Source organism: Nocardiopsis gilva YIM 90087 (genome assembly GCF_002263495.1).
Classification (GTDB): Bacteria; Actinomycetota; Actinomycetes; order Streptosporangiales; family Streptosporangiaceae; genus Nocardiopsis_C; species Nocardiopsis_C gilva.
The window spans coordinates 5,452,251-5,478,660 of record NZ_CP022753.1; the positions used below are offsets into that span (position 1 = coordinate 5,452,251).

The following is a 26,410-nucleotide window of genomic DNA, read 5'->3' on the forward strand; positions in this document are numbered from 1 at the left end:
GACGTTCAGTGCCGACCGTGGGCCGACGTCCGGGCTCCGACGAGCAGGACGCCGCCGAGGGCGATCAGCACCACGCCGACGACGAGCATCGTCAGCGGCAGGGTGGTGCGCACGAGCGGGATCAGGGACGCGCCCTCGGACGCGGTCTCCACGTTGGACTTCTTGGTCTCGTCGGTGAAGCGCATGTCGCCGTCGAAGAGGACCAGCTTCTCCTCGCCGTCGACGAAGGCGCCGCGGTGCTGCTGTTCGCGCAGGTCGATCGGGGCGCCGGTGGTCGGCTCGATCCAGTAGGTGCGGGTGTTGCTGTACATCACGTCGGTGGTGGCGTCACCCTTGCCCTTCATGTCCAGCAGGGACTTGGGCAGGACCTTCTCCTCGATCTTGGTCGGCTCGACCTTCTGCGTGAACTTGTAGGTGTCGATCTTCTTGCCGTCGATGTCGAGGGTCTCCTCGCCCTCGAACTTGATGGGGAGGGTCTCCTTGGTGGCGGTGTCGAAGAACTCGTAGTCCTTCTTCTCGGTGAGGAAGGGGAACTTGAACGCCTGGCCGCTCTGCTTGGCCGGTTCCTCGTTGACCGAGGCGTCGCAGCAGTCGACCGCTTCGCCGGTGACCCGGTCGTGGCCGGTGCGGCGGGTGGTGGAAAGGAACGCGAAGTCCTTGTCGACATCCTTGACCCAGGTGAACTGGTCCCAGACGGCAGTGTCGTCGTCGCTGGCGGCCACGTCGCCGCGGATGGTGGTGTAGGCCTCCACCTTTGCGTGCTCGACCAGTTCCAGGTCTTTGGCGCTGAAGTAGGTGACGTCGTCACCCCGGTTGACCGTCTCGCTGTACTGGTCGAGGGGGGTCTTCATCGCGGCGCCGGCGACCCAGAACCGCAGCAGCGGGGCCAAGACCAGACAGAAGACCCCGAGCGCAATGCAGACGACTGCGGCGGTACGACGCATGAGTTCTCCCGGGCAGAGTTAAGCGGATCTGGAACTTGCTTCATTTTCGGGTAGAGTACTTGTCCATGGCGTGCAACGTCACCAGGGCGTGTCCGAATTTTTATAACACGTTCTAGTCTGACACGGGGTCGGTGACCTGCCCCCAGGTACCCCCCAGCTAGAGCTCGGCGCTCGCGCCACGCGCCCACACCCGCCAGCCGAAGGCATGTGTAGGAGGCCGGCCTGTGACAGCACCGCCCGAAGCGAATGGGGCCGCGGCTGGAAACCCACCCGCGGCCGGCATCGTGACCGGCAACGGCAGGGGTACCACCGCCCCTGCCACCGCAGCCAGGCCCGACTCCCGGTTTCTACCCCAGGTCAGAGGGCATATCACCGGGCTCGACGGCATCCGGGCCATCGCCGCCCTGATGGTGCTGGTGTTCCACGTGGGGATCGAGACCGGCGCGGCGCTCCACCCCGGTGTCTTCGGCGCCTTCCTCTCGGGCGGGCAGTACGGTGTCCCGCTGTTCTTCGCGCTGTCGGGACTGCTGCTGTACCGGCCGTGGGCGCGCGCCGCCCTCGACGGCACGCCGCGCCCCGCCGTCCTCCCCTACCTGTGGCGACGCGCCCTGCGGGTGCTCCCCGCCTACTGGATCGTTGCGGCCACGGCGCTGCTGATCTGGTCGGACGACCGACTGGGGTCGGTGGGCGCCTGGGTCGAGGTGATGACGCTGACCTTCACCTACGACCTCGACCCGTGGTGGGTGGGGACGGGCCCCTACGGCCTGGGCCAGATGTGGAGCCTGTGCGTCGAGGTCTCCTACTACCTGCTGCTCCCGGTGATCGCGTACCTGCTGGCCCGCTACGCCGGGCGCGCGGGACAGGGCCGCGGGCGCGGCGGACGCGGCGCGGCGAACACCGGCGACGGCCCCACCGCCTCCATCGTGGACGTCCGGGCCAAGCGCCTCCTCATCGGCCTGGCCGTGATGGTGGTGCTGAGCCTGCTGGCCTTCTTCCCGCAGTTCTATCCGGAGCCGCGCCCCTACATGCACTCCTGGCTGCCGCGCACGCTCGGCATGTTCGCGGTCGGGATGGGGCTCGCGGTGGTCTCGGAGTGGGCCTGGCGTGAGTCCGGCCCCGACGGCCCGGTGCGCCGCTTCTGCCGGACCCTCCCGCGCGCGGCGACGCTGTGCTGGTCGCTCGCGGCGATCGTCTACATCCTCGCCTGCACGCCGGCCGCCGGTCCCCGGTTCGTCGGCGTGGACGGCCTGTGGGTCGGCTGGTTCAACTCGATCATCTCGATGGCCTTCGCGTTCTTCCTCATCGCGCCGGTGGCACTGATGCCGCGGTACGACGCGGCTTCCGAGAGCACCGGCGACGGCGGCAGCCCGCTATCGCGCTGGAGCGAGGGCGCCTGGCTGCGGCGGCTGCTGGCCCACCCCGTGAGCGTCTACCTCGGCAAGATCTCCTACGGGATCTTCCTGTGGCAGTTCGTGGTCCTGTACATGTGGCGCGGCTTCACAGGCCAGGAGATCTTCACGGGCTCCTTCTGGTTCGACATCGTTCCCGTCACCTTGGGCACGATCCTGTGCGCCGCAGCCACGTACCGGTGGGTGGAGGAACCCAGCCGCCGCTGGTACAACGCGGTCGGTCCCGGGCGCGGAAAGCGGAAGGCGAAGGCGGAGCAAACGGCCGCCACCGGCTGACCGGGGGCGGCCTGAGGACACGGACGCATAGGGCGGGGCCGCGACCGCGACTCGGGCCCTGCGCCCCGTGCCGCACGCGACCCGTCGACGCTAGTCGTCGCCCGACCCGCCAGCGGTGTCCTTCTTCCCGCCGTCCTCGTCCTTCTCGTCGGCCTTAGTGTCCTTCGTGCCCTTCTCGCCGTCGCCGTCATCCTCGTCGGCGTCCTGCTGTGCCCAGGGGTCGCCGTCGGTCTGCGGCTCCAGCTCGCCGAAGGTCACCCACTTCATGCACAGTTCGTCCTGCTTGGTGTGGAGCAGCAGCTTGCTGCCCGCACCGGGAACGGGGACGTACCACATGCCGCCCTTCGGGGCGGCGGGCAGTTCGGTGTCGATCCACGAGTCGCCGAGGACGACGCCGATGCGCGTGGAGGTCTCGGCGGTGTAGTTGATCGCGAGGATCATCGTCGGCCCGCCGAACGACTCGACCTGCCACATCACCTCGCCTTCGAGGGTGGACATGCACTTGTCGTCGTCCGGCTTGCCGAAGAACGCGCTGTCATCCTTGGGCTTGGCGGGGACGAGGTATCCGGCGTCGTTGAACACGAGCGCGGTGTCCGAGGGGCCGGGGCTGCGGAGCCGCTCGGCGACCCCCTCGTCGGCGAGCGGGCTCAGGACGTAGGAGCTGAGTCCGCGCGGGCCGTTCCACGGCAGCACGATGTCCGCGGGCACGGGGCGCGGGTAGACGCCCGCCTCCTTCGGGATCTCCGACATCTGGGCGCGCACGGTGTCCAGGTACCAGCGCACCCGGTTGCCGCTGAGGGTGTCGGCGAAGGCGTAGGTCGAGTACCCGGCGGCGAGGATGAAGACCGTGGTGGCCGCGATGGTGACATCGCGGGCGCGCTTGGGCGGCGGCACCCACCGGAACGCGGCGTGGCCGTCCGTGCCACCTGCGTGGGAACCGCGTCCGGGGTCGTCCGTGCCCGGACTCTCCTCCCGTGTGGGGATGTAGGCGAAGGCGAGGCAGATCGCGAACACGAGCGCGGCGTCGGCGACGTAGCGCGGGTCGAAGCCGATGGCGTCCTCGTAGCGGCCGCGCGCGATGAGGGTCGGGATGATGTCCACGACCACCAGATAGCCGAGCACGATCGCCCAGGCGCGCCACGAACGGCGGCGCAGCAGCAGGCTGACGCCGACGACCACCGCCAGGACCGACCACGCGCCGATGACCATGGGGGCGGACGGGTTGAGCAGGCCGCCGGCCGGGGTGACCGGACCCCATTCGAAGGGTCCGCCGACGGTTCCGGCCGGGAAGGTCTCGCCGAGCAGCCGCCGCGCCGCCGACACGGCGGTGTCCAGCTTGGGCAGACCGGCGCCCTCGCCCTGGGCGGTGTCCTGCTTGGAGATGTAGAGCAGCCCGTGCCCCACGGACAGCGCGCCCATACCGACCCAGAAGGGCATGTCGCGTTCCAGGGTCGTGGCGATGACCTTGGGGAACCTGCCGCGCACGAGGAAGGCGGCGGCAACGACGAACAGCAGCGGGGGCAGGAACAGCGCCTTCACGGAGAAGGCCATGCCGAGCACGACGGCGCCCGCGGTCATCCAGCCGTACCGGACGTCGCCGGTCCGCAGGTAGCGCACCATCCACAGCAGCGACAGCGCCATGGCCAGCTGGAACGGCACGGCGTTCAGCGCGGCGGCCCACCAGGCGAGGACCGGCATCGTCAGCGGGGCGAAAAGGTAGACGGCCAGCGGGGCGAGAATGGCCCAGCGGCGGCCGAAGACCACCCACAGCAGCCGGAAGACGGCGGCCGACGCGCCCGCCTGGAAGGCGACCATGATCCCGGTGGCCAGGCCCCAGTCGTAGGGCGCGATGGCGGTCTGGATGTAGGCGAGCAGCATCGCCCCGGGCATCAGGTGGCCCTTGTGCAGACTGGTCAGATAGTCCGGGGTGAGGTTGGTGGCCGCGGCGTTCCCGAAGAAGAGGAAGTCGTCCTCGACGAAGTAGGCCGAACGCAGCACATAGATCTTGAGCGCGAGGGCGGCGATGATCAGGACGCCGCCGAGCACCACCAGGGGATCGCGCAGGCCGTAGTCGGCCGCGGCGATGGCCCGACGCACCAGCGTCTGGTCGCTGCGGCCGTCACCGGAAGCAGCGGCATCGGCTTCGGCAGGTGTCGAGGAGCCGGAGGTAACGTCAGGGGTGGGATCGCCACCGCTGACGCCGTGCCCATCGGCCTCCTGCCTCGTGCCTTCGGAACCAGGCATGAGCTCTCACTTCCCAGGGGGTCGGTGCCGGGCCATTTGACGACACCACACAAAGTGATGTCACAATATAACAAGTTTCACATGATGCTATGAGTGTCGCCGCAGCTCCATTGTGGCGGAACAACCAGAACAAGAACCGGGTTCACCCCCGGGTTAGGGATGCCGCCAGGGGGTGGGATCGTGGGCCTCGACGAGGTGCGTGAGGACTGGACCCGGCTCGGATCGACCGAGCCGCTGTGGGCGGTGTGCGTCGACCCGTCCAAGCGCGGTGGCGGCTGGGACGACGACGAGTTCCTGGCGTCGGGTTCCGCCGAGATCGATGGTGCCATGCGGCGCCTGGAGGAACTCGGCATCCGGCCGGACGGAGGCCGCGCCCTGGACTTCGGCTGCGGCGCGGGGCGGCTCTCCAACGCGCTCGCCGCACACTTCACGTCGGTGGTCGGCGTCGACATCTCCGAACCGATGCTGGCGGAGGCCCGCCGCCTGGACCGCAGTGGCGGCCGGATCGAGTTCCGCCTGAACGACACCACCGATCTGCGGTCGTTCCCGGACGACACGTTCGACCTCGTCTACACCGACCTCGTGCTGCAGCACCTCCCGCCGGAGCTGGCCGAGGGCTACCTGCACGAGTTCTGCCGCGTGATCCGGCCGGGCGGGGCCATGGTCATCGGCATCCCGGCGCGCGAGCGGCGGACCTTCAAGGGCCTGGTCTTCAAGTACCTGCCGTGGCCGCTGATCCGCGTCGCCCAACGGGTCATCCTGCGCTACCCCGCCCCGATGCGCATGCACACCCTGTCACCGGACGACCTGGCCGCAACACTGGCTCCCACCGGTGCCCGGATCGTCGCCTCCGACGAATACTGGGGCGGCGACCACTGGCAGCACCTCCGCCACTTCATCACGGTCGAACCAGACGACGCGTCAGGACCCGCCGCAGAGGGCACGCAAGCGGATAAGCAGGGAGCAGACGGCCCCTCAGAGTCAGCGCCAGGAGCCACCCCATGAGCAACACGGGCCTGACAGGTGCGCCCGGCCATTCACCTACTACCCCCTTCCGCGCCACCCTCGGCCGCTCGGTCGCGCTGTTCTCGGCCTTCCGCAAGGAACAGACCGACCCCGACCACTTCTACGGCACTCTGGCCCGCGACACCGTCGCCCAGCTCCGGAGCTACACACCACTCAACGGAGCCGTCGTCGTCGACATCGGCGGCGGCCCCGGCTACTTCTCCGACGAACTGCGTGCGGCCGGCGCCCACTGCGTCTGCGTCGACGCCGACGCGGGCGAGATGCGCCTCCGCGACGGCCAGATCCCCCACACCGCAGTCCTCGGCAGCGCCCTCGACATGCCCATGCGCACGGGATCGGTGGACATCTGCTTCTCCTCCAACGTTCTGGAGCATGTCCCCGAGCCGGAACGCATGGCCGAGGAAATGGTGCGCGTGACCCGCCCCGGCGGGCTCGTCTACCTCTCCTACACCCTGTGGCTCTCGCCCTGGGGCGGCCACGAGACCTCCCCGTGGCACTACCTGGGTGGCCGGTACGCGGCCGAGCGATTCACCCGGAAAAACGGCCGCCGCCCCAAGAACGACTTCGGCTCCACCATGTTCGCTGCCTCGGCCGCCCAAATGCTCACCTGGACCAGGGGGCGCACCGACATCGACGTCGTCGATATCCTCCCGCGCTACCTGCCCACCTGGATGAAGCCCATCGTCCATATCCCCGGCCTGCGCGAGATCGTCACCTGGAACCTGCTGCTGGTACTGCGCAAGCGGTGACGATAGGCCGATCAACGCCCGAACCGGGCCGGCCGGTGGTTCGCTTGTGTGCATTCTCGACAGAAGCCAGAACCGGAAAGTGAGGTTCCCCCGGCGGGCTGGAGAACTTCTTCGCCGACCAGACCAACGGGTGTCAACGTCCGAATGGTGGCTCTGGCGCTGGTCATGGTCGCGTCAATAGGCCAGTCGTTCACCGCCACTGCGCTGACCCCCTATCTGACCAGACGGTCCCGGTGGCGGGTCCGGGGCGAGCATTGCCGGTGGATACCTGAGACGCCCAGAGCACGCACCCTCGCGGAAAGCGCTCGTCCGCACCACGGTGATCACCAGCCTGACCGGGTATTCCATGGTCTTTTTCGGGGTTTGTCCCAAGCTTACCTTGGGCAACGAAATGAATACATTGCGCAGTCGACGCTGGGGTGAACGTGATCCGCAAGCGGTTCGAACGGGAGTCCGCGCCGATCTCGCCGAGGTCGGGGGCGGCGCGCCGGTCCGGTCCTCCTGCCGGGCCTCAAGGACCGGCACGGTCCGTCGGTCGGCGGTGAGGCGGGAAAGGAGCGGTGCGATGCGAGCGTCGGAGACGGTGGGACGGGGCGTGCGCGAGCAGGAACCACCGACGTTCGGGGACGAGGAGCGGCGCACAGGGCGAATCGCCGCCAGGTTGGTGGAGGAGATCGCATCCGGCGGACTCGATCTGCCCCTCCCCGGGAGCGGTTCCACCTGGGTGCGCTGGGAGCGCCTGCGCGACCTCGCCCGTGAGGACCTCTCCCTGGCCCGTTTGGCCGAAGGGCACACCGATGCCATCGCGATCCTGTCGGAACTCGGTGGGTGGACCCCCGAACCCGCCAGCGTGTGGGGTGTGTGGGCCGCCCATCCCCCCGGAACGCCGCTGATAGCGGACAAGACGGGCGGGAGGTGGAGACTGCACGGCGCCAAACCGTTCTGCTCCGGCGCCCGCGTCTGTACCCACGCCCTGGTCAGCGCCGACGTCGCCGGTGGAGAACGGCGGCTGTTCGCGATACGCACGGACGGAACCAAGCCCCGGCCTGGCACCTGGGCGTCGGCGGGCATGGCGGCCAGTGACACGCTGACCGTACACTTCGACGGTGTCGGAGCCGAACCGGTCGGTCGGCCTGGCGACTACGTGGGCAGACCGGGATTCCACCACGGTGGGGCGGGGGTGGCGGCCTGCTGGTTCGGGGGAGCCCTCGCCGTCGCGCGTCCCCTGGCCGCACGCGCCGGCCGGGACGAAGCCGATGCCCACCTGCTCAGTGCATTCGGGGCGGTGGACCGGGAGCTGTACGCCGCGGGCTCCGTGCTGCGCCGCGCCTCGCGTGAGATCGACGACCACCCCCTGGACCGAAGCAGCGCCGCCGTGCGCGCCGCGCGGGTGCGGGCGGTCGTCGCCGACACCTGCACCCGTGTCCTGCGCCGGACGGGAGAGGCGCTCGGCGCGGGGCCACTCGCGGGGGACGTGGTCTACGCCCGCGCCACGGCCGACCTGTGCGTGTACATCCGCCAGCACCACGCTGAGCGGGATCTGGCCGAACTGGGCACGCTCGTCGCCTCCGGGACCTGGATGAGTGGCGCCGATGACTACTGACACCACCCGTTCTTCGAACCCTGCCGAAGACACCGGTACGCCCGAGGCGGAGTGGCGGCGGTGGCCGGAACTCGGCCAGCTTCCCCACCTGGACCTGCGCGGTGTGCGTGAGGCGGCCGTCGTGGCGCCTCATCCCGACGACGAGACGCTCGGTTTCGGCGGCGGGCTCGCCCTCCTCGCCGCGAACGGCGTCCGCCTGCGGATCATCGCGGTGACCGATGGTGAGGCATCACATCCCGGCAGCACCGTGTTCACGGGGGACCAGCTCGTCGTCAGACGCGCGGCCGAACGCGCGAACGCGTTGGCGGCGCTCGGAGCGGCGGACGCCGAGGTGGTGCGGCTGGGGCTGCCCGACAGCGGCGTGGGCGAGTGGGAAACCGCGCTGGCGGACCGGTTGCCGGATCTGTGCGGCGATGCGGACGTGTGTGTGGCTCCGTGGGAAGGTGATCCGCACCCCGACCACGAGGCGGTCGGCCGGGCCGCGGCCGACTGCGCGCGAACACGCGGTACGCGGCTGCTGTCCTACCCGGTGTGGACCTGGCACTGGTCGTCTCCCGGTGACGCGTCCGTTCCGTGGGCCCGGGCGCGCCGACTCGGCCTGTCCCGGGACGCCCGCTGCCGTAAGGACGCCGCCATCCTCTGCTTCGGGACGCAGATATCCCCGATAGGTCCGGAAGCCTCAGACCGGGTCGTCCTGGAACCCTCGATGCTGGCCCACTTCGCGCGGGATTTCGAGGTGGTGTTCGCGTGACGGTGGACGGAACCTATTTCGACGCGATGTACGCCTCGTGTGACGACCCGTGGGGGTTTCGGACTCGATGGTACGAACGACGCAAACGCGCCGTGAGCATGGCTGCCCTGCCACGTGAACGCTACGGGTGCGCGTTCGAGCCGGGGTGCTCGATCGGGCTGTTGACCAGGGAACTCTCGTTTCGCTGCGATCAGGTTCTGGCGTGGGAGGGCGCGCATGAGGCCGCCTCGCGGACGCGGGAGGAGCTGGCCGACGCCGGGAACGTCCGAGTGGTCTGGGCCCGCGTGCCCGAGAAGTGGCCGAAGGACGAGTTCGACCTCGTCGTCCTGTCCGAGCTGCTCTACTACTTCGACGACCAGGACCTGGCCGCTGTCCTCGACCTGGCGTGGGGTTCGCTCAGGTCGGGGGGAACGCTTCTGGCCGTCCACTGGCGCCATCCGGTTGCCGAGCACACGCGTTCGGGGGATGACGCCCACCGAGCGCTGGCGGGACTCCCCGGGCTGGGACGGCTGGTCGAGCACCGTGAAGAGGACTTTCTCCTCGACGTCTACCAGGCCGGGCGCTGCGCGAGGCCCGCCTCTGTTGCCCGAGCCGGGGGGCTGGTGTGATCGCCGGCGTGGCAGTGGTGGTCCCGGCGCACCAGGAGGAGCGGCTTCTCGGCGACTGCCTGGCTGCGGTGAACAGGGCACTGGACGCCTGCCCCCTACCTCCGCACGCGCGGCATGTGGTCGTCGTCGCGGATGCCTGCACGGACCGGACCGCGTCGATCGCCCGCTCGGCGGGCGCGCACGTGGTCTCCACACGCCACCGCAACGTGGGCACCGCTCGCCGTGAAGGGGCGAAGTACGCCCTGCGGTTGGCACATGGCCTGGCCGGGGACGCGCTGTGGCTGGCCGCGACCGACGCGGACACGCTTGTCCCCGAGCATTGGATTGCTGGGCAACTGCAACTCGCGCGCGAGTACGACGCCATGGTCGGGACCATCGACGTGACGGACTGGTCTCCACGCGCCCCCGGTTCCGCCCAATGCTTCGCCCGCGTCTACCAGCGGGGCGGAGGCACAGGACACCCCCATGTCCACGGGGCCAACCTCGGTGTCCGGGCGTCGGCCTACTGCGCCGTCGGCGGCTTCCCGCCCCTCCCCTGTTCCGAGGACCATGCACTGGTGACGGCGTTGGAGATCGGAGGCTATCGGGTCCACCGGTCCCGCGATCTCTCCGTGCTGACGTCCGCGCGAGAGGACGCCCGCGCACGCGGGGGCTTCGGCGACTACCTCACCCGGATTCTGTGAGCCGGGGACCGCGCTTGGCCGCCCCCATCTCCGAAGAAATTCTTCAACGTGCTCGCCGACACTCTCCGCCGCACCCCGTGGTCGGCGAGCTGTCGCTCTACTTCGAGAAGATGCTGCTGCCCACCGACCCCGGCCAGATGCTGGTCACCTACGCAGCCGAACCGGGGTCGCCCTCCGAGGCGGCACTCCGGCTCCTGGCCGGGGCCGACCGCCGCTCAGGCGCGTCCTCCGCGCGGATGTCTCCGGGCGCGTAGAAGCGGGCGACGAGCATGGTGTTCCTCAGTTCTCTTTCGAGGCGTCTGTCGGGGCGAGCAGGTCGAGCACGGTCGCGGTGTCAGCCGCTCCGCGCAGCCGCTCCGCCCGGTCGGGATCGCTGAGCACCCTGGCCAGGGACGACAGCACGCTCATGTGTTCGTCTCCGGAGGCGGCGATGCCGATGGCGAGGTGGACGGTGGGGCCGCCCCAGTCCACCCCGTCGGGGAACTGGACGACGGCGAGCGACGTGCGTTTGACCAGGGCACGGGCGGCGTCGGTGCCGTGCGGGATGGCCACGCCCTCCCCGATGTAGGTGGACACCGAGGATTCCCGCTCGTGCATGGCGGCCAGGTAGGCGGGTTCGACGGCGCCCGTCTTTAGGAGCAGGGCGCCGCACTGGTCGATGGCGTCATCGCGGCCGGTGGCGGTGCACCCTAGACGAACCGCCTCGGCGCGCAGGGCGGGTTCAGTCGGCAAGCGTCTCACCGTCCCGGATCGCCTGCTCCAGGCGGATGAAGGCGGGGTCGCCCAGGTACATCTGGAACGGCACCACCGCCAGGACCGCCGACCGCATCAGGTGGTGGGCGCTCGCTGTGGCGCCCGGCGGTTGCGGGCGGAGGTGATGAGAGCGGCGAGGAGCAGCACCGTGCCCAAGGCCCCCAGGGAGACCGGGAGGTGGGTCTGCACCGCGATGAGGAGGGCGCGGGTGGAGCGGGCGTTGTCGGTGTAGGCGGCCACCTGGGTGTCCTGCAGGGCGAGGTCGGCGTCGAGGAGGACGCGTTCGCCCCGGCCCGAATCCGAGCGCAGGGTTTCCGTGCGCTTCTCGGCGGCGTTCACGACGTTGCCGCTCACCGGTTCGATCCAGTAGGTGCGCTCCACCTCGACCCACCGGGTCGCGTCGACCGTGCCGTCCCGGTCCAGTCCCAGGGCCTTGGCGGGGGCCTCGCGGGACGACTGCGGGACCTGGGTGGGGCTGATGCGCTGCACGAACTTCCGCGTGGCGACTCCGCCGATGTTCTCGGTGCCGTCGAACACCATCCGGGGAGCGGCGCGGATGTCGGCGTCGTAGAAGGCGTACTCGTCCTTGGTGGCGTTCGCGGGCCAGCTCAGGACCAGTCCGGCCTGACGCACCGCGCGGTCGCCGTTGACGTGTTCGCCGCAGCAGTTCACCGCTGTTCCGGTGGACCGGTCGACGATGACCCGCCGGTCCATGTGCTCGATCATGTGCTCGCGGGTCGCGGTGTCGATCGACATGTCCCAGGCGCCCCACTCCGGCTTTCCGGGGCTCGCCGTGCCGCGAACGCCGATGCTGCGCACCACCTCGGCGTCCTCGACCGTCTTCCAGGTGCTGGTGTCCAGGTACGTGGCGGCCTCGTCGGTCAGCCGCAGCTCCATCCGCATGTCCGCGGGTATCACCGCGATCTGGCCGTACAGGAAGAACCGCAGCAGGAGGGCGAAGGTGATGAAGAAGGCCCCGAACGCGGCCAGCAGCGGGGCGGCGTTGCGGCGCAGCACGCCAGGACCGGTTCGGGCGCCATGCTCCTCGGGCGCCAAGGGCTCCTTGGCAGTTGCCGGGCTCATGTCGTCACCTCCTCGACGTCCCGTTCGCCGTCCGAGCGGCCGTCCCGCGCGGTCGCGCCGTGTCTGGCGCCGCCGTTGCCGTTGGCGGTCCCCTCCCCCTGCTCCGCGGCGGTTCTGACCACCATCGGGCGCGTCCAATGCGCGTCGGCGTCGGGTTCCGGCTGCTCAAGGCTGGTGAACCCGCCCAGCGAGACCACCATCCGGGCCACGGCCGGAAGGCAGAACAGCTGCGCCACCCAGCCGCGCAGCGGGTCCCCGAGCAGCTCCCCGATGCCGTGGAAGGGCATGTACATCGACAGGTAGGTGCCGATCGCGAGGGAGATCCCCGCGCACGCGAGCGCGACGGTGACGGTCCACGGCCCGGCGAGCCAGCGGATGATTCGGCCGCCCAGGGCCGGGCGTTCGGGACGCGCGTGCCGGAGCGAGGTGGACGGGGCCCGCCCCAGCCACCACACGAACAGCAGGACCGCCCCCATGACGGCGGCACCGGCCGCACCGGCCACCCACACGCCGAGGCCGACGCCCACCGGGGCCAGCGCGATACGGCCGACGCGGCCCACCTTGGCCGGGACGGCGGAGGCGAGCAGGGCCGCGCGGTCCTTCTTCGGGCGGCGCACCGCGAGCACGCCCGCCAGCAGCGCCAGCACCGCGCCCACGCCCAGCGCCGCGTGGTAGATGCCGTCGGGGGTGTAGGTGAGCGTGACGGTCCCGTGCGTCCCCGCGGGCAGCCGCCAGGCCTGCTTCCATCCGTCCAGGCGTACCGGCTCCAGTGGGCCGTCCTTCCCCTCGACGGTCGCTTCCCATCCCTCGTTGAAGTTCTCGTTGACGACGAGGTAGCTGTCCTCGTCCACGGCCACGTCGAACCGGCGCTCGCTGTTGCCCCAGCCCGCCAGCTTGGGGACGTCGGCGGTCGTGACCGGTTCGACCCTGGATTCCTTGCTGCCGCTGCCCGCCGGCTGCTCGGCTCGGGCGGCCAGGTCGGTGCCCTTCTGCTCGACGATGGCCGAGCCCACCTGGTACTGGTTTCCGGGCTCGACGACGAGCCGGTTGGTCCCGGCCTTCAGATCGACGTCGTCGCAGCTCTCGTAGCCCAGCGGCGTCCCGTTGAGCTTGTCCTCCAGCGTCCCGGAGACGATGCGGGTCTCCACCCGCTCGCCGTTCACGCGGAGCACGGGACCGAGCCCGCACGCCGTGGTGGCGTCGCCGCCTTCGATCGGCTTCAGCGGCTTCACTCCGGGCAGGGCGATCCGCTGGATCTCCAGCGGCTGGTTCTCGGGCGGGTCGAAGGTGATCGACAGCTTGTCGGTGGTGACCGGGGCGAAGTTCACCCACCCGTTGCCGTCGAGCCAGGCCTCGCGGACCGTGGACCCGGTGTCCACGGTCACCCGGATCGGCCGGGACAGGCCGATGCCGCGCGGGAACTCCACGCGCATCCCGTTGATCTTCCGCTCCTTGCCGAGCTCGACGTCGAGCCGGGGCTGTTCCTCGTCCGGGTCGGGGTACCAGACGGTCTTCTCGTCGCCGTCGAAGGCGTTGCGCCCGACGGCCGCCGGGTGGCGGACCGATGTGGAGGACGAGGTGACCTTGGGGTATCCCCCGGCCCGGTTGGCCGCGTTCTCGACGTCGACGGGGTCGGTGACGACGGCCTCGCCGCGGACGGTGTGCCGCTGGGACGCCGCGTCCTCCGACACCTCGAAGGTGCGGTCCATCCCGAAGGCGTCCTCGCCCTGGACGGCGAGCCTCGGGTTGCACACCCACACCTCGGAGCCCTCCATGCAGCCCGGAACGGTTCCGGTGGACCCCGTGAACATCATCGTGCCGGCCCCCGCCACGCCGGGAACGTCGAGGGTGCGGGAGGCGTCCAGGCCGGGGATGTCGATGTCGGTGATGCCCACGCGGCTGCCGAACCGGTAGTCCGGCTCCCACGCGAGCTTCTTGACCTGGATGCGGAGCCGCTTGGTCGTCCCGCTGGGGAGGGTGAACTCCTGCGGCTTGTCGGTGGCGGACACGGGCGCGGTGACCCGGTCGTCGTCGGTGACCAGCGCGATTTCAGAGGGCGGCGGCTCCCCGGTGATCTGCTCGAAGGCGATGCTCACCTTGCGGAGGTCGCGCGGCTTGGCGAACTCGACCTCCAGCCACTGCCCGATGGAGCCGGTGAACCCGCTGGACCGCCACGAGGTCGCGAACGAGTCGTCGAGCGCGGCGAACGGCGCCCGGCCTGGGTCGCGGGTGCCGGGGCTGGCGTTGGCTCCGGCCTCCGACGAGGAGGCGGTGACGGACGCGATGCCGCGGTTCTCCGCCACGGCGGTGTAGCCCTCCCACGCCGGGTCCTGGATGTCGGGCGCGGGCGCGTCGCGCTCGTACTCCTCGTCGGCGGTGAGGGTGTGGCTGACGTTGTGCCGGACGTCGGAGTAGACCACCTCGCGGCGCCGGGCGGTGTCGCTGACCACGGTGTTCTCGGGCGCGATGTCCTCGGCTCCGGGGTCGTCGCCGACGATGACCGGCCGGTCGTCGCGGAGGATGCCCTGCTCGGCCATGGAGAGCAGGGCCTCGGGGCCGCCGGTGACGCGCAGTGTCTCGTCCGCGGGGACGGTGCCGACGACGGGCGCCGGGCCGCCGTCCCGGCCGTCGACCCCGTCGCCGACCTTGTAGATCTCCAGTGACCGGTAGGGCTGGTCGTACCATTCGCTCGCCTCGTGGGCCTCGGTGGCGCCGATCTCCGGCCCGAAGGAGACCACCCGCGAGATGCCGGGCGAGTCCCGCAGCGCTTGGTGCACACGGGCGGGCCAGCCGCCGTTGTTGCCGGTGCGCTGCAGGTCGTTGCGGACGAGCAGGTAGGTGACGCCCATGCGCCCCAGCGTCGCGGTCAGCCCGGCCGAGCCGCGCCCCGAGGAGATCCGCTGGTCGAGCGCGTGGGTCAGCCGCGAGACGCCAGCCGAGCCCCACGGAATGATCTGCTGGTTGGTCCACGCGCTCTGCATCAGCGGCTGCATGGGTTCGTCCATGGGACGCCCCCACTCGTACTCGCCGCGGGCGGAGCCGGGAACGGCCATGGTCATGCCGCCGGGGCCGCTGTTGTGCGCGTCCAGCCACTTGGCGGCCTCGTACCAGTAGCCGGGGATCCGCTCGAAGCCGCCCCGGGTGGCCACGCCCACCGTGGCGATGGGGGTGAGGGTGACGAGGAAGGCCACCGCGCACGTCCCCGCGACCGCGCGGCGCACGACGTGGTGCGGGATCGCCATCGCCCGGAGCCATCCGCTGCGGCGGTCGGCGGCGTCCAGCGCGACGACCACGGGAAGGTGGGCCAGTCCCAGCACGAGGGGCAGCCGGATGAGCGCGTCGAACTTGTGGATGTTGCGGAACGGGCTGAGGATGCCGTCGAACGCCGCCTGCATGGTGGGGGCGAGCGGCCCGGTGAGGTCGCCGGTGTATCCGGCGACGATGATGGCCGTGCCGATGAGCACCGAGACCACGAGGAACACGCGCTCGGGCATCCGGCGGTTGATCAGGCCGGCCAGGCCGAGCCCGGCGACGACCGCGGTCGCCACGACCAGCCACGGCTCGGTGGAGAGCGCGGAGCCGGCGGGCAGCGGGGGCTGGCCCTGGGTGGGGACATAGCCCATCCAGTTGGAGGCGCCGCGCAGTGCGTTGATGAGGGACGTGACGCCGGTGGTCGTGGCCGCGTCCTCGGTGAACGGCATGAACGAGAACACGTAGCTGCCCATGACCAGCAGCGGGGCCAGCCACCAGAACGACACGAGGAACAGCGCCGTCAGCCACCAGGCCAGCAGCCGGAACTTGCGCGGCCCGTTGGAGCGGGTGAGCAGGTAGATCAGCGGAACGACGAGGACCGCCAGCTCGGAGGCGGCGTTGGTGCCGCCGCACAGGAGGAAGGCGACGCCGGAGAGCATCGCCATGCGCATCGGGTCGCGCCCGTGGCGGGCTCCGTGGACGAGCGGCAGGATGATCCACGGAAGCAGCATCATGGGCTGCAGCTCCGCGGAGTTGTAGGAGATGAGCGTGAGCACGCGGGGCGCGAGCGCGTAGGCCACGCCCGCGATGATCCGGGTGTTCGTCGTGCCGATGTCGAGCGCGGCGGCCAGCTTGAAGGTACCGAGGAACGCGGCGCACAGCAGCACGGCCATCCACGTGCGCTGGACCAGCCACTCGGGCATGTCCAGGGCGATGAGCAGCGCGTGGAACGGGCCGTTGGGGAAGAAGTAGCCGTAGGCCTGGTTCTGCAGCTGGCCGAAGTAGGACGGGTCCCAGAGGTAGAGGGCGCGTTCCAGGAAGGCGAGCGGGTTGATCGTCAGGTCGATCTTGGTGTCGCCGACGATCAGCTGCGGGTCGAGGCTGACCGCGACCGCGCTGAGGAGCAGGCAGACGGCGAGCAGCTTGAGCCGGCGCAGCAGGTTGGTATCGGTGTCGGGGCGGACCCGCGCACTGGGCCCGCCCTCCTCACTCCGCCCGTTCGGAGTGTGCGTTCCGGGCAGGGTCACGTGGCGGCCTCGTCGGCGGGGGATGTCGTCGTGGCGGTGGAAGCGGGAGCCGGCAGGGACGTGGTGCCGGCCGCGGCGGTCGGAGCGCTGGTGGTCGCGTCGGCGTCGGCGCGGCCCAGGGTGGAGGCGATCAGGCGCGTCATGTTCGCGCCGCTCTTCTCCCAGGTGAAGCGGGCCGCCCAGGTGCGGCAGGCGGCGCTGATCTCAGCGGCGCGCGCGGGGTCGCTGAGTTCGGCCAGCGCCTTGTCGACGACCTCGGTCAGGTCCTCGCCCTCGCGCACCAGCCATCCGGTCTCGCCGTGCCGCACGGAGTCGCGGAGGCCGTCGACGTCGTAGGCGACCGTGGGCACGCCGAGCCCGGCCGCCTCGATGACGGTGAGTCCCCACCCCTCGAACTCCGAGGCGGTGACGTGCAGGACGGAACGGGCCAGGACCGCGTTCTTGTCCGCTTCGGGGAGGAAGCCGTGCAGCCGGACGTGGTCGTGCAGCTTCTCGTTCTCGATGCGCTCGGCCAGCGGTTCGGTCTCCGGGCCACGTCCGACGATGTGGACGCGCAGGCCGGGCCGGGAGTCGCGGAGCCGGCTGGCGATGTCCACGACGCGGGAGACGCGCTTCTGGACGACGAGGCGGCCGAGGCTGACGATCGCCGGGGAGCCCATGTCGTCGTTGGCGGTGCCGGTGGGGCTGGCCTCGCCGGACCGCGCGCGCCGGGCGGCACGCGCGTGGTCGAGCGCGATCGGCTGCACGGGCGGGCTGCCGTTGTGGATGACCGTGATGGGGGAGCGCCAGCGGAGCTTTTCACGCATCGCGCGGCGCGAGGACTCCGAGACCGTGACGGTCATGCACGAGCGGTACACACGGCTGGCCACCGTGCTCTCGATGAACCTGCCGAACCAGGCGAGAGGACGGTTGAAGTAGGCGTTGAACTGCAGGTCGTGGACGTGGTGGACGACGCTGATGACGCGGGTACGGCGGGGCAGGAGCAGCCGGGAGAAGAACGGGATGCCGTTCATGCAGTCCAGGGCGATGTGGAACTCGCGCCGCCAGAGCAGCAGCCAGAGCATGACCAGAGGGTAGACGCTGAACTTCTGGCCCATACGGCGGATGACGATGCCCTGGCGGGTCTCCACGCGGGCCTGGCCGGGCTCACGGCTGGTCAGGAAGGTGACGCAGGCGCCGCGTCCGGCGAGGTGGCGGCTCATCCGCCAGGCGTACTCCTCGGCGCCGCCGGCGACCGACTGCCACGGGTCGCGCCAGTTGATCATGACAATGCGGACCCCGTCGAGGCGGGGCTCGGTGGGTGCGTCCGGCTCGCCGGGTCTCTCCGTGCGCGCCGGTTCCGTCTCGGGGCCACCCGTGGCCGCGGAGGGAAAGGGCACGCCCGCCGGTCGGACTCGGCCCGTGCCGGAGGTCTCCGGTGCCTCGGGGTCGAGGGTCACCGGCGGCCCGTAGATCGGGTCGAGGAAGAGGGGGGTCTGCTGGTAAACCACATGCTCTCCTGTTCCGCCCAACTCACCCAGACGAGCGGTCGTTCAGGCGTCGCGGCGACGGCTCCCAGGGTTGGGAATCTCCGGGCCGGACAGGGGAGGAATCAGGGCAAAAGGTGCACTGTTCGGCGGAAAGGACCGCCGACACCACCACGAGTTGCGGGTTCCCCCACCGACCGGACCTGCTCTGACGGGCGGGCCACGCGGGACCGCGAGACGATGTCGGACGTCGGGGAAGACTCTCAGACGGCCCCGCTGTCGACGCGTCGACAGCGGGGCCGTCCGCGGCGAATTAGCGGTCGCCGTAGTTGTAGAGAGACTCATTCACCGGCTCGGCCGATGAATTGGCGTTCGTTGCGACAGTGGACCCGACGAGGGCCAGCGTGCCTGCCATAGCCGCTCCGATCACTGAGGCGACGACGATCTTGATCACTGGGAGCTCTCCTTCCGCGATTCCGCCCCGGCACTGCGGGCCGGACGCATGAGAACGAGACTAGAACCTGATGCAACGCATGACCAGAGAATTGCTCCAACTGTAACTAACCAGCCGGTAACTTCCAAGAGCGTGAGCCGGTCTTCTACCGCCGCGACGTGCTCGTCTGGCAGTCGGATCAGGGCGAGACGCGCGCCGTCGTGGACGAGTTCGGCACCCTCGGAGGCAAACAGGAACTTGTTCTCTGTGGGGGGTGAGGAAGGGGGATCGGTGGTGGGATCGGAGGGCGAGGACACCGCCTCGCGCTCGACGAGCACGTAGCGGATTCCCAGCTCTCCCAGGCGGGCGGCGACGCCCGGGGCGTGCATGGACGCCGGAATCCCCCCAAGAGCGGTGGAGTCCGCAGTGTCTGCGCCGATCACCTCGGCGGCCCGGCGGGCGAGGGGGTCTTCACCTTCGACAATGTGGACTTTTCCGGATTCCGCGACCCGAAGGTCATCGTTCCACACGACGCGCCGATCGAACAGTTTTGTCGCCGGGTCGAGTACGACGATCGTACGTCCATCTCCCGTCCAGTCAACGCCGCGGTAGGCGCTCCAGGGAAGGACCAGGACGGCGCCGGGGGCGGTGTCGGCGGCGGCGATGCGCTGGACCTGCCGCCACTCGGCGGGGTAGTCGGCCGGGGCCAGGCGCCCGGCTGCGCCCCAGGCGAGGCCGGGCAGCAGCACGACCGGCGCGAGGAGCAACAGGACGGCGGCGGTGGCACCGGCGGCGTCCGCGCGCGCGTCCCCCCACAGCCACAGCACCGCGCCGCCGAACCCCACCGCTTGCAGCAGCGCCAGCGGCGCCACATACAGCTGGCCGTCCCGCAGCGGGCCGAAGCCCGGCCACGCGCCGATCAGCCCGCGCAGCAGCTCACGCCCGGGCTCGGTGGCCCCCAGCAGCGCGATCGCGAAGCCGATGACCGCCGCAGCCGTCAGCCCCCCGGCCACGTCGGGCCGATGGCGCCGGACCAGCCACACCCACCCGCCTAGGGCGACGATCGCCAGCGTCAGCCGGCACGCCGCGACGAACGCATGCCCGTACCATTCCGGAACCGCCTGCGCGTTCCACACACCGCCCAGCGCCAGCAGCGAACCCACCGTCCCGAACGGCGTATCCGCGCGCGGCGCGAACAGGTCCACCGCCGCCGGGTCCGTGCGCGCCCCGCTCTCCAGCGCCGGAATCAGCCACGGCAGGCTCACCACCAGCAGCCCGCCCACGACCTTGACCACCGCCGCGCCCGCCACCCACGGGCGCCACCCGCGCCAGGGCCGCCCGCCGCGCGCCACCGCCGCCGGGAGTGCGACCACCGCCGACAGCAGCACCGAGGAGAACCCGCCCACCGCCGCCGGAACCAGCGCCACGATCAATCGCGACAGGCGGGACGACCGCACCACCGCTCCCAGCACCCACGGCAGCCCCGCGTACCCCAGCAGCATCGCCCACTGCCCGAGCAGCAGCCGCTCCGCCACAAAGGGGTTCCACACGTAGAAGACGGCCGCCGCCAGCCGCGGCACGACCCACCGCCCCGGAACCAGTCGGGCGGCGCCCGCCGCCCCGATCATGAAGATCGCCAGCAGCACCAGCGCCTGGACGGCGTCGGCGGGGATCGGAAGGACCCGGTTCAGCGCTCCCACCACGGCATCGCTGGGTACCGCGCGCGGGAAGCCGCCACCCCCGCCGAGGGTCACCGCCGACAGCGGCGGATCGGGCACGAACACCATGTCGTACCGCAGGGCGAACCCCGGCCCGAGCGCCGGACCCAACGCGAGGACGCCCGCCCCCAGGCCGATTCCCCAGGGCGCGAGGGATGCCGGCCGGAGCCGTCTACGCCCGAGCCGCGGCGCCCGCCGGAGCCGCGCCCCCCGTGACCGCCCCGGCTCCGACTCCGGTGCCGACCGGGCGCCCCCGCCACCCCGCATCTAGTCCTCCACGACGAACTCGACCGGATCCGCGGCGCCACCCGCGAGGTAGTCGCGGTGCGACACCACGACGAACTCGGCGGCGGGCTTCCCGTCGGTGTCGATGGCCCAGCGGCGGTCCCCGTTGACGACCGCGACGCTGGTCCACCCCTTTCCCTTCCCCGGCCCCTTGGCGTCCCGTGGCTCGCATGCGGGTGCGGCGGAGGAGGCGCCGTCGGCGTCGTCCGGGTCCTCTTCGTCGGAGGGCTCCGCGCACTTCATCGGGCGACGCCACACCTCGAAGTGGGTGGCGTTGGTGACGGCCGCCCACACCAGGAATTCGCGCCGGTCATCGACCCGAACCCACTTCGGGGCCGCTGGCGGGTCGGCGTCGAAGGGCACCTTGACCACCCGCGAGCGCCGCCCTCCGTCACCGCCCTTGAACGGCCGCACCACGAACTCATAGGTCGCCCCGCTGAGCAGGTGATCGACCTCGACGCTCATCCGCCCGTCCTCCGCCGGCGTGGGCTCGGTCAGCAGCGGCACCTGCTCATCCGGGTCGGGGCGCAGCCTCCGCTGCAGCACCTGGTAGCGGGTCGCCCCCAGCACCCGCTTCCACGACAGCACGAGCTTGTCGGCGTCCTGCTCCGCCACGCTCACCTTCGGCCGCGTCTGCGGGCCGACCGGCACTTCGGGCAGCGGCCGCGGGTATGGAGCGCCCAGCCGGAGCGGTCCGGCCAGGGCGTCGGCGAACGCCGCGGCGATCTTCAGCTCGCCGCGCGCGTTGGGGTGCGTGGTGTCCCAGTTGTCCTCGGCCGCGGAGTAGTGCGCCGACGTACGCGCCACGACGACCGGCGAGTCCTGACCCGTCATGTCCTCGGCGACACTCGGCAGCGCCATGTTGAACTCGGCGATCTGCCGGTTGAGCCGCTTGTCATCGTCGGTCCCCCGCACCGGTGTGAGCTCCCCGAGCACGATCTGGAGGTCGCCGCGTACCACCCGCGCCGTGCGGATCAGATCGCGGACCTCCTCCAGCGCCTCCGGCGCGTTCCCCCCGCCCACGAAGTCGTTGACCCCGCCATGAGCAGCAGGTAATGGGGGTCGTACTCGGCCACCTGCTCCCGATGTGCTCGGAGAGCTTCTTCACGGGCGCGCCCCACACCGCGGCGTGCCGCTGGTCGAAGTTCGGGTCGGCGTACCCCTGGGAGCCGCTCCCGTCCCCGCTCACATCGAGTACCCCGTTGTAGGGCCCGACGAACTCCACGTCGGCCCCGACCTGCTCATCGAGGTGCTTCCAGAGCCGGTAGCGCCACGTGTAGTCCCCGCTGCTGCCCTGGGTGATCGAGTCACCGACCACCATGATCCTGGCCGTCCCCTCCGGCGGGGACCCGGTCGCCGGGCTCGGCTCGCGCTCAGGGGGCTCGCCGCCGGGCCGGAAGGTCCCGATGAAGCTCTGGATCAGCAGCAGGGTGACGAACATGGCGGCCAGCGCGACCCCGGCGAGGCCGAGCGGGCCGGGACGGAAGCGCGGCTTCGCGCCATCGGCGGAAGCGCCTTCGGTCCCCTCGTCGCTGTGGTCGGTCGACACGGTCGCGCTCAGGCCTCCGGATCGCGGGGCAGGCCGAGCAGACGCTCCCCGATGATGTTCAGCTGCACTTCAGTGGTCCCGCCGTAGATGGTCATGGAGCGGCCGAAGAGCATGGCGCGTGCCCAGACGCCGCTGGGGCCTTGCGGGTCCGCACACGCGGCGGCGCTCCCCTGCCACTCCCAGATGAAGTCCGCTGCCCTCTGATTGAACTCCACACCCTGGAGCTTGCGCACACTCGACTCGGCCCCCGGTTCGGTCCCTGACACCTGCTTGAGCGCCACGCGCAGCCCCAGCAGCTCGATGGCCTGCCCCTGGGCCACCAGGCGCCCCAGCTCGACGCGGACGTCGCGGTCGGCCGCGCGCTCGGGTGACTCGGTGAAGAACGAGATCAGCTCGGGCAGGCCGACGCCGATCCGCTCCCGCTCGACAGCGCCACCCGCTCGTTGGTCAGCGTGTTGCGCGCGACCTTCCACCCCTCCCCGGTGCGCCGATGACGCAGTCGTCGGGACGAACACGCCGTCGAAGAACACCTCGTTGAACATGGTGTCCCCGGTGATCTCCCGCAGTGGGCGCACCTCGATGCCCGGGAGTCCATGTCCACCACGAAGTAGGTGATGCCGTCGTGCTTCCCGCCACCCCGGGTCGGTCCGCGCGAGGCAGATGCCCCACTGGGCGACGTGTGCGATCGACGTCCAGATCTTCTGTCCGGTGAGCCGGTACCCGCCCTCGACGCGCTCGGCGCGCATCGACAGCGCCGCCAGGTCGGACCCGGCGCCCGGTTCGCTGAACAGCTGGCACCACATCACCTCGCCGCGCAGGGTGGGGCGCAGGAAGCGCTCCTGCTGTTCGGGGGTGCCGTATCCGGCGATCGACGGCAGCACCCACGCCCCGATGGCGAGCGTCGGCCCCCGCACCCCGGCCCGTCGCAGCTCCTGCTGGATGACCAGCTGCTCCAGCGGGGAGGCGTCCTGCCCCCAGGGGCGCGGCAGGTGCGGCGCCACCCAGCCGCCGTCGGCCATAGCCACGAACCGCTCCCGCTGGTCGGTGATGGCGGCGAGCCGGGCCACCTCCGCGCGGATCCGCTCCCGCGCCTCCCGGCTCTCGGCGTAGTCGAGCTCGATCTCCACCGGGCGGCGCAGCCCGGCCAGCGCCGCCTCGGCGACGGTGGCGGCCCAGTCCGACGCCGATCCGGCGAGGGCGCGCAGCGTGGCGGCGCGGCGCAGGTAGCGGTGGGCGTCGTGCTCCCAGGTGAAGCCGATTCCTCCGTGCACCTGGATGCAGTCGCGTGTGCAGGCCAGAGCGTTGTCGGGGGCGATGAGGCCGACGACGGCCGCGGCGAAGTGTGCGGTGCCGGCCTCCGTCTCCGCCGTCACCTCCCGCTCCCGTTCGCGCGCGTCCAGGGCCCGCGCGGCGTCCCACACGACGGCGCGCGCCTGCTCGACGGCGATGGCCATGCGGGCGCACTTGTGCTTGATCCCCTGGAACTGGCCGATGGGGCGGCCGAACTGCTCGCGTGTCGTGGCGTAGTCGACGGCGGTGTCCAGAGCCCACGCGGCGATGCCGGTCGCCTCGGCGCCGAGCAGCACCGCCGCTATGCCCGCGACGTCGTCGGTGCGCACGCCCGAGAGGACCGCCTCGGCCGGAACGGTGGCCTCGCCGACGTCAACCTTGACGACGGCACGGTCGGTGTCCAGGCTGGGGAGCGAGGTGACCTGGAGGGCAGCGGCGTCCAGCACCACCCAGGCGGTGCCCTCGTCTGTTCCCGCGTCCGTTCCTTCCGCTGCTTCCACTTCTTCCACGGGCGCCACGATCACGTCGGCGAGGTGCCCGCCCAGGACGGGGGTGAGTGTGCCACGCACGATCCGGGCGCCGTCGTCACCGCGCCGGGCGGCGAGCGGGGGACCCAGCGCGAGCGCCGCCGTGCGTGTTCCGTCCGCGAGGCCGGGCAGCAGCGAGGCGCGCATGGTGTCGTCATTGCCGCTGTGCGCGATGACCGCGCTGGCCAGGACGGTCGGGAGGAACGGCCCGGGCAGGAGCGCGCGCCCAAGCTCTTCGAGCGCGACCGCCAGCCCCAAGAGCCCCGCGCCCTGCCCGCCGTATTTCTCGTCGATGTGCAGGCCGAGAAGTCCTTGGGCGGCCAATCCCTCCCAGAACGGGGTCCACGTCGATTCCGCCGAATCGGCTGGCTCGGCTGACTCGGCTGGCTTGACCAATTCGGCCGCTGCCTCACCTCGCACGCGCTCGCTCCAGCCGCGTACTGCGGCGGCCAGCTCCTCGTGCTCGGCTGTCAGCCCGATGGCCATCGTCGACCCCTCATTCACGTCGTGGCGATATCCCCAGACTAGAACTCGTTATATAAGCTGGGTCAACACGGATCGGAATTGGCACCCCGCACCGATCCGAACACGTCCAGATGGTGGTGAGCTTAGCGGCAGCGTACTGCCGCGCTCCGGGCAGGTCAGCGTGTGGGCAACACGTTCTACACGGCGCATCTGTCGGTCCCCCTGCTCCGGTCATCCCTCGCAGATCCCTAGGAAAGGCGGCAGTGCGTGCTAGGTCTGATCGCCGCGCTCCTCTCGGCCGCGATCTACACGATCGGGCTGACCATCGAACAGCGCGCCCTCCACCACGCGCCGGGCATCAGCCTCAACCGCCCGCTGCACCTGGCCCGCGTGCTGCTGGGCAACCCGCGCTGGGTGGGCGGATGCGTCCTGGCGGCGCTCGGCAGCGTCGGCCTGATCGTCTCCCTGGGACTCGCCCCCGTCTCGGTGGTGCAGCCCGCCTTCGCCGGTGGCATCGCCATGATGCTGCTTGTCATCACCCTGATCCTGGGAGATCCCATCACCCGTGGGGAGCGCGTGGCGCTCGCGCTCATGCCCGTCGCGCTGCTCCTGCTCAGCCTCTCCCTCGGCGACGGCGGCACCACCGGGACCACGCCGCATATGCCCGCGCTGCTCATCATCAGCGTCGGCACGGTCATCGCCTGCGTCGGAGCGATGACACTGGCCGGAAGCCGCGGCCGCTACATCTCGGCGGCGGCCATCGGCGCCGCTGCGGGACTGTCCCAGGGCGTCGCCGGCCTGCAGGGCAAGGGCCTGGGCGGGCTGCTCGTCGAACGGGGGCTCACGGACGCGATCGTCCCCGCCCTGCTCTCCCCGTTCCCCTACCTCTACGCGTTCGGCTGGGCGGTCGGCATCGTGCTGTTCCAGACGTCGCTGCAGCGCTCCCGCGCGTCGATCACCGCTCCCGTCGCCAATGTCGTGGGCAACGTGTTCATGGTGGTGCTGGGGACCCTGATCTTCGCGGAGCAGCTGCCGTCCGACCCGCTGGTGCTCGCGCTGCGCGTCGCCGGATTCGTCCTCACCCTCGCCGTCGTGGTCCTGGTGCGCGGCAACGTCGCCGAGGCGGAGGCCGACACCACCCGGCTGCGCACGGAGGCCGGGGCCCACTAGGAGGGGGCGGGTCGACCGGTGCCCGCTGATCCGGACGGACCGGCGCCCCACCCGCCGCTCCAACGGCGATCGGGCCTGCCCCAGACCAGGGGCAGGCCCGATTCGCTTCGGTTGGATCCCCGGAGCGGGCGGCGTGAGCCGGCGCGCGAGGGTGCCGGGCGGCGTCAGACGGCGACGGCGACCGCGTCGCGCAGCGCCGGGGCGGAGACGCCCGCCCAGGCCTCGATGACGTTCGTCGGGTCGGCCAGCTCGCCGCGCGTCAGCAGCAGCCCCGGCTCGGCGACCCACGCCCCGAGGTCCGAGAGCAGGACGCGCAGGTCCTCCTCGATGTTGCGCCCATTGCGGAGGTCGTCCACGACCGCCATGGGCACGGCGACCGCCCGGCCGAGCCCGAGCTCGGGCAGCCGGTCCAGGAACACCTTGAGCAGCCCGGTGTAACTGCCGTGGGCCTGCGGCGAGGAGACCAGCAGCACGTCGCTCTCGCTCACCGCGCGCAGCGCCGCGGAGACGTCGGCGCCGGTGTCGGCGGCCAGCAGCGCCGGGCCGAGTTCGGCGAGGTCGATGACGTTCGGGGAGTCCGTGATGCCGGTGTGGGAGGAGATGGCCTCCGCGGTGCGGACGGCGGCGGAGCGGACGGCGGAGCGCGGATGCGGATCGGCGACGAGCACGGTGAAACGGGTCATGGGATTCTCCTGGTGAGAACGGTCCGCGGGGACCGTGAAGCGCATGTGGGGTCGGTCCGGCAGACCGCCGTATGCGGGAGAGATCGCACGACTATGTGCGTACGCGCAGGGGGTGTCTGCCGGTAGCGGTGGCTAAGTCGGGAACGGGAGAAGGACGACAGTTCCCAGGGCAGGACCGAAGAACGGGCCTGCGGAG

General features: G+C 71.0%; 20 protein-coding genes. 9 read left to right on the forward strand and 11 right to left on the reverse strand.

Features of this window, described 5'->3' with window-relative positions; genetic code table 11:
- Positions 1–5: 5 nt before the first annotated feature.
- Positions 6–944, reverse strand: coding sequence for a DUF3068 domain-containing protein (locus CDO52_RS23840; protein WP_017618683.1), 939 nt, complete (start codon positions 942–944; stop codon positions 6–8).
- Between the two features lie 284 nt (positions 945–1,228).
- On the opposite strand from CDO52_RS23840, the gene CDO52_RS23845 reads away from it, so the two are divergent.
- Positions 1,229–2,629: an acyltransferase family protein gene (locus CDO52_RS23845; RefSeq protein ID WP_017618684.1), complete on the forward strand. Its 1,401-nt coding sequence runs from the start codon at positions 1,229–1,231 to the stop codon at positions 2,627–2,629.
- A 90-nt stretch (positions 2,630–2,719) separates the two neighbouring features.
- Here the strand turns inward: CDO52_RS23845 and CDO52_RS23850 are convergent, their stop codons facing one another.
- On the reverse strand, positions 2,720–4,873 hold the full coding sequence (locus tag CDO52_RS23850) for a hypothetical protein (RefSeq protein WP_094932720.1): 2,154 nt from the start codon (positions 4,871–4,873) through the stop codon (positions 2,720–2,722).
- A 180-nt stretch (positions 4,874–5,053) separates the two neighbouring features.
- Between CDO52_RS23850 and CDO52_RS23855 the strand changes: the two genes are divergently transcribed.
- The 7 genes from CDO52_RS23855 to CDO52_RS27845 all read left to right on the forward strand — a co-directional run bounded on the left by CDO52_RS23855 (position 5,054) and on the right by CDO52_RS27845 (position 10,547).
- A complete protein-coding gene (locus CDO52_RS23855) occupies positions 5,054–5,878 on the forward strand; it encodes a class I SAM-dependent methyltransferase (protein WP_017618686.1) in 825 nt (274 codons plus the stop codon).
- On the forward strand, positions 5,875–6,648 hold the full coding sequence (locus tag CDO52_RS23860; protein ID WP_017618687.1) for a class I SAM-dependent methyltransferase: 774 nt from the start codon (positions 5,875–5,877) through the stop codon (positions 6,646–6,648). Before CDO52_RS23855 ends, CDO52_RS23860 begins: the two co-directional genes overlap by 4 nt.
- A 565-nt stretch (positions 6,649–7,213) precedes the next feature.
- Complete coding sequence (locus CDO52_RS23865; protein ID WP_017618688.1) at positions 7,214–8,251, forward strand: acyl-CoA dehydrogenase family protein; 1,038 nt, start codon at positions 7,214–7,216, stop codon at positions 8,249–8,251.
- Positions 8,241–9,002 carry a PIG-L deacetylase family protein gene (locus tag CDO52_RS23870; RefSeq protein WP_017618689.1) on the forward strand — a complete coding sequence of 254 codons (762 nt, stop codon included), beginning with the start codon at positions 8,241–8,243 and terminating at the stop codon, positions 9,000–9,002. Before CDO52_RS23865 ends, CDO52_RS23870 begins: the two co-directional genes overlap by 11 nt.
- A 26-nt stretch (positions 9,003–9,028) precedes the next feature.
- Entirely contained in the window at positions 9,029–9,610 is a 582-nt protein-coding gene (locus tag CDO52_RS23875; protein WP_033300158.1) for an SAM-dependent methyltransferase, read from the forward strand.
- Between the two features lie 8 nt (positions 9,611–9,618).
- Positions 9,619–10,293 (forward strand): glycosyltransferase, encoded by a 675-nt coding sequence (locus CDO52_RS23880; protein WP_232524307.1) that lies wholly within the window; start codon positions 9,619–9,621, stop codon positions 10,291–10,293.
- 77 nt (positions 10,294–10,370) lie between these two features.
- A complete protein-coding gene (locus CDO52_RS27845) occupies positions 10,371–10,547 on the forward strand; it encodes an MmyB family transcriptional regulator (protein ID WP_017618692.1) in 177 nt (58 codons plus the stop codon).
- Between the two features lie 25 nt (positions 10,548–10,572).
- On the opposite strand, the gene CDO52_RS23885 is transcribed toward CDO52_RS27845, so the two are convergent.
- From CDO52_RS23885 to CDO52_RS23915, 8 genes are all read right to left on the reverse strand, one after another.
- On the reverse strand, positions 10,573–11,025 hold the full coding sequence (locus tag CDO52_RS23885; protein WP_017618693.1) for a PTS sugar transporter subunit IIA: 453 nt from the start codon (positions 11,023–11,025) through the stop codon (positions 10,573–10,575).
- A 96-nt stretch (positions 11,026–11,121) separates the two neighbouring features.
- Entirely contained in the window at positions 11,122–12,129 is a 1,008-nt protein-coding gene (locus CDO52_RS23890) for a DUF3068 domain-containing protein (protein ID WP_083919866.1), read from the reverse strand.
- Positions 12,126–16,628 carry an alpha-(1->3)-arabinofuranosyltransferase gene (locus CDO52_RS23895; protein WP_094932721.1) on the reverse strand — a complete coding sequence of 1,501 codons (4,503 nt, stop codon included), beginning with the start codon at positions 16,626–16,628 and terminating at the stop codon, positions 12,126–12,128. Before CDO52_RS23895 ends, CDO52_RS23890 begins: the two co-directional genes overlap by 4 nt.
- Positions 16,625–18,118, reverse strand: coding sequence for a glycosyltransferase family 4 protein (locus CDO52_RS23900; protein ID WP_017618697.1), 1,494 nt, complete (start codon positions 18,116–18,118; stop codon positions 16,625–16,627). The genes CDO52_RS23895 and CDO52_RS23900 overlap by 4 nt, the downstream gene beginning before the upstream one ends.
- Before the next feature lie 289 nt (positions 18,119–18,407).
- Complete coding sequence (locus CDO52_RS28355) at positions 18,408–18,548, reverse strand: hypothetical protein (protein ID WP_017618698.1); 141 nt, start codon at positions 18,546–18,548, stop codon at positions 18,408–18,410.
- Positions 18,545–20,512 carry a hypothetical protein gene (locus CDO52_RS23905; protein ID WP_394340766.1) on the reverse strand — a complete coding sequence of 656 codons (1,968 nt, stop codon included), beginning with the start codon at positions 20,510–20,512 and terminating at the stop codon, positions 18,545–18,547. Before CDO52_RS23905 ends, CDO52_RS28355 begins: the two co-directional genes overlap by 4 nt.
- A complete protein-coding gene (locus tag CDO52_RS23910) occupies positions 20,513–21,553 on the reverse strand; it encodes an SGNH/GDSL hydrolase family protein (RefSeq protein WP_232524308.1) in 1,041 nt (346 codons plus the stop codon).
- Positions 21,554–22,087: 534 nt separating this feature from the next.
- A complete protein-coding gene (locus CDO52_RS23915; protein ID WP_232524309.1) occupies positions 22,088–24,382 on the reverse strand; it encodes an acyl-CoA dehydrogenase in 2,295 nt (764 codons plus the stop codon).
- 246 nt (positions 24,383–24,628) lie between these two features.
- Here CDO52_RS23915 and CDO52_RS23920 point away from each other — a divergent pair, with 246 nt between their 5' ends.
- Positions 24,629–25,531 (forward strand): hypothetical protein, encoded by a 903-nt coding sequence (locus CDO52_RS23920; RefSeq protein WP_017618702.1) that lies wholly within the window; start codon positions 24,629–24,631, stop codon positions 25,529–25,531.
- A 164-nt stretch (positions 25,532–25,695) separates the two neighbouring features.
- On the opposite strand, the gene CDO52_RS23925 is transcribed toward CDO52_RS23920, so the two are convergent.
- A complete protein-coding gene (locus CDO52_RS23925; RefSeq protein WP_017618703.1) occupies positions 25,696–26,214 on the reverse strand; it encodes an NADPH-dependent FMN reductase in 519 nt (172 codons plus the stop codon).
- Positions 26,215–26,410: the final 196 nt, after the last annotated feature.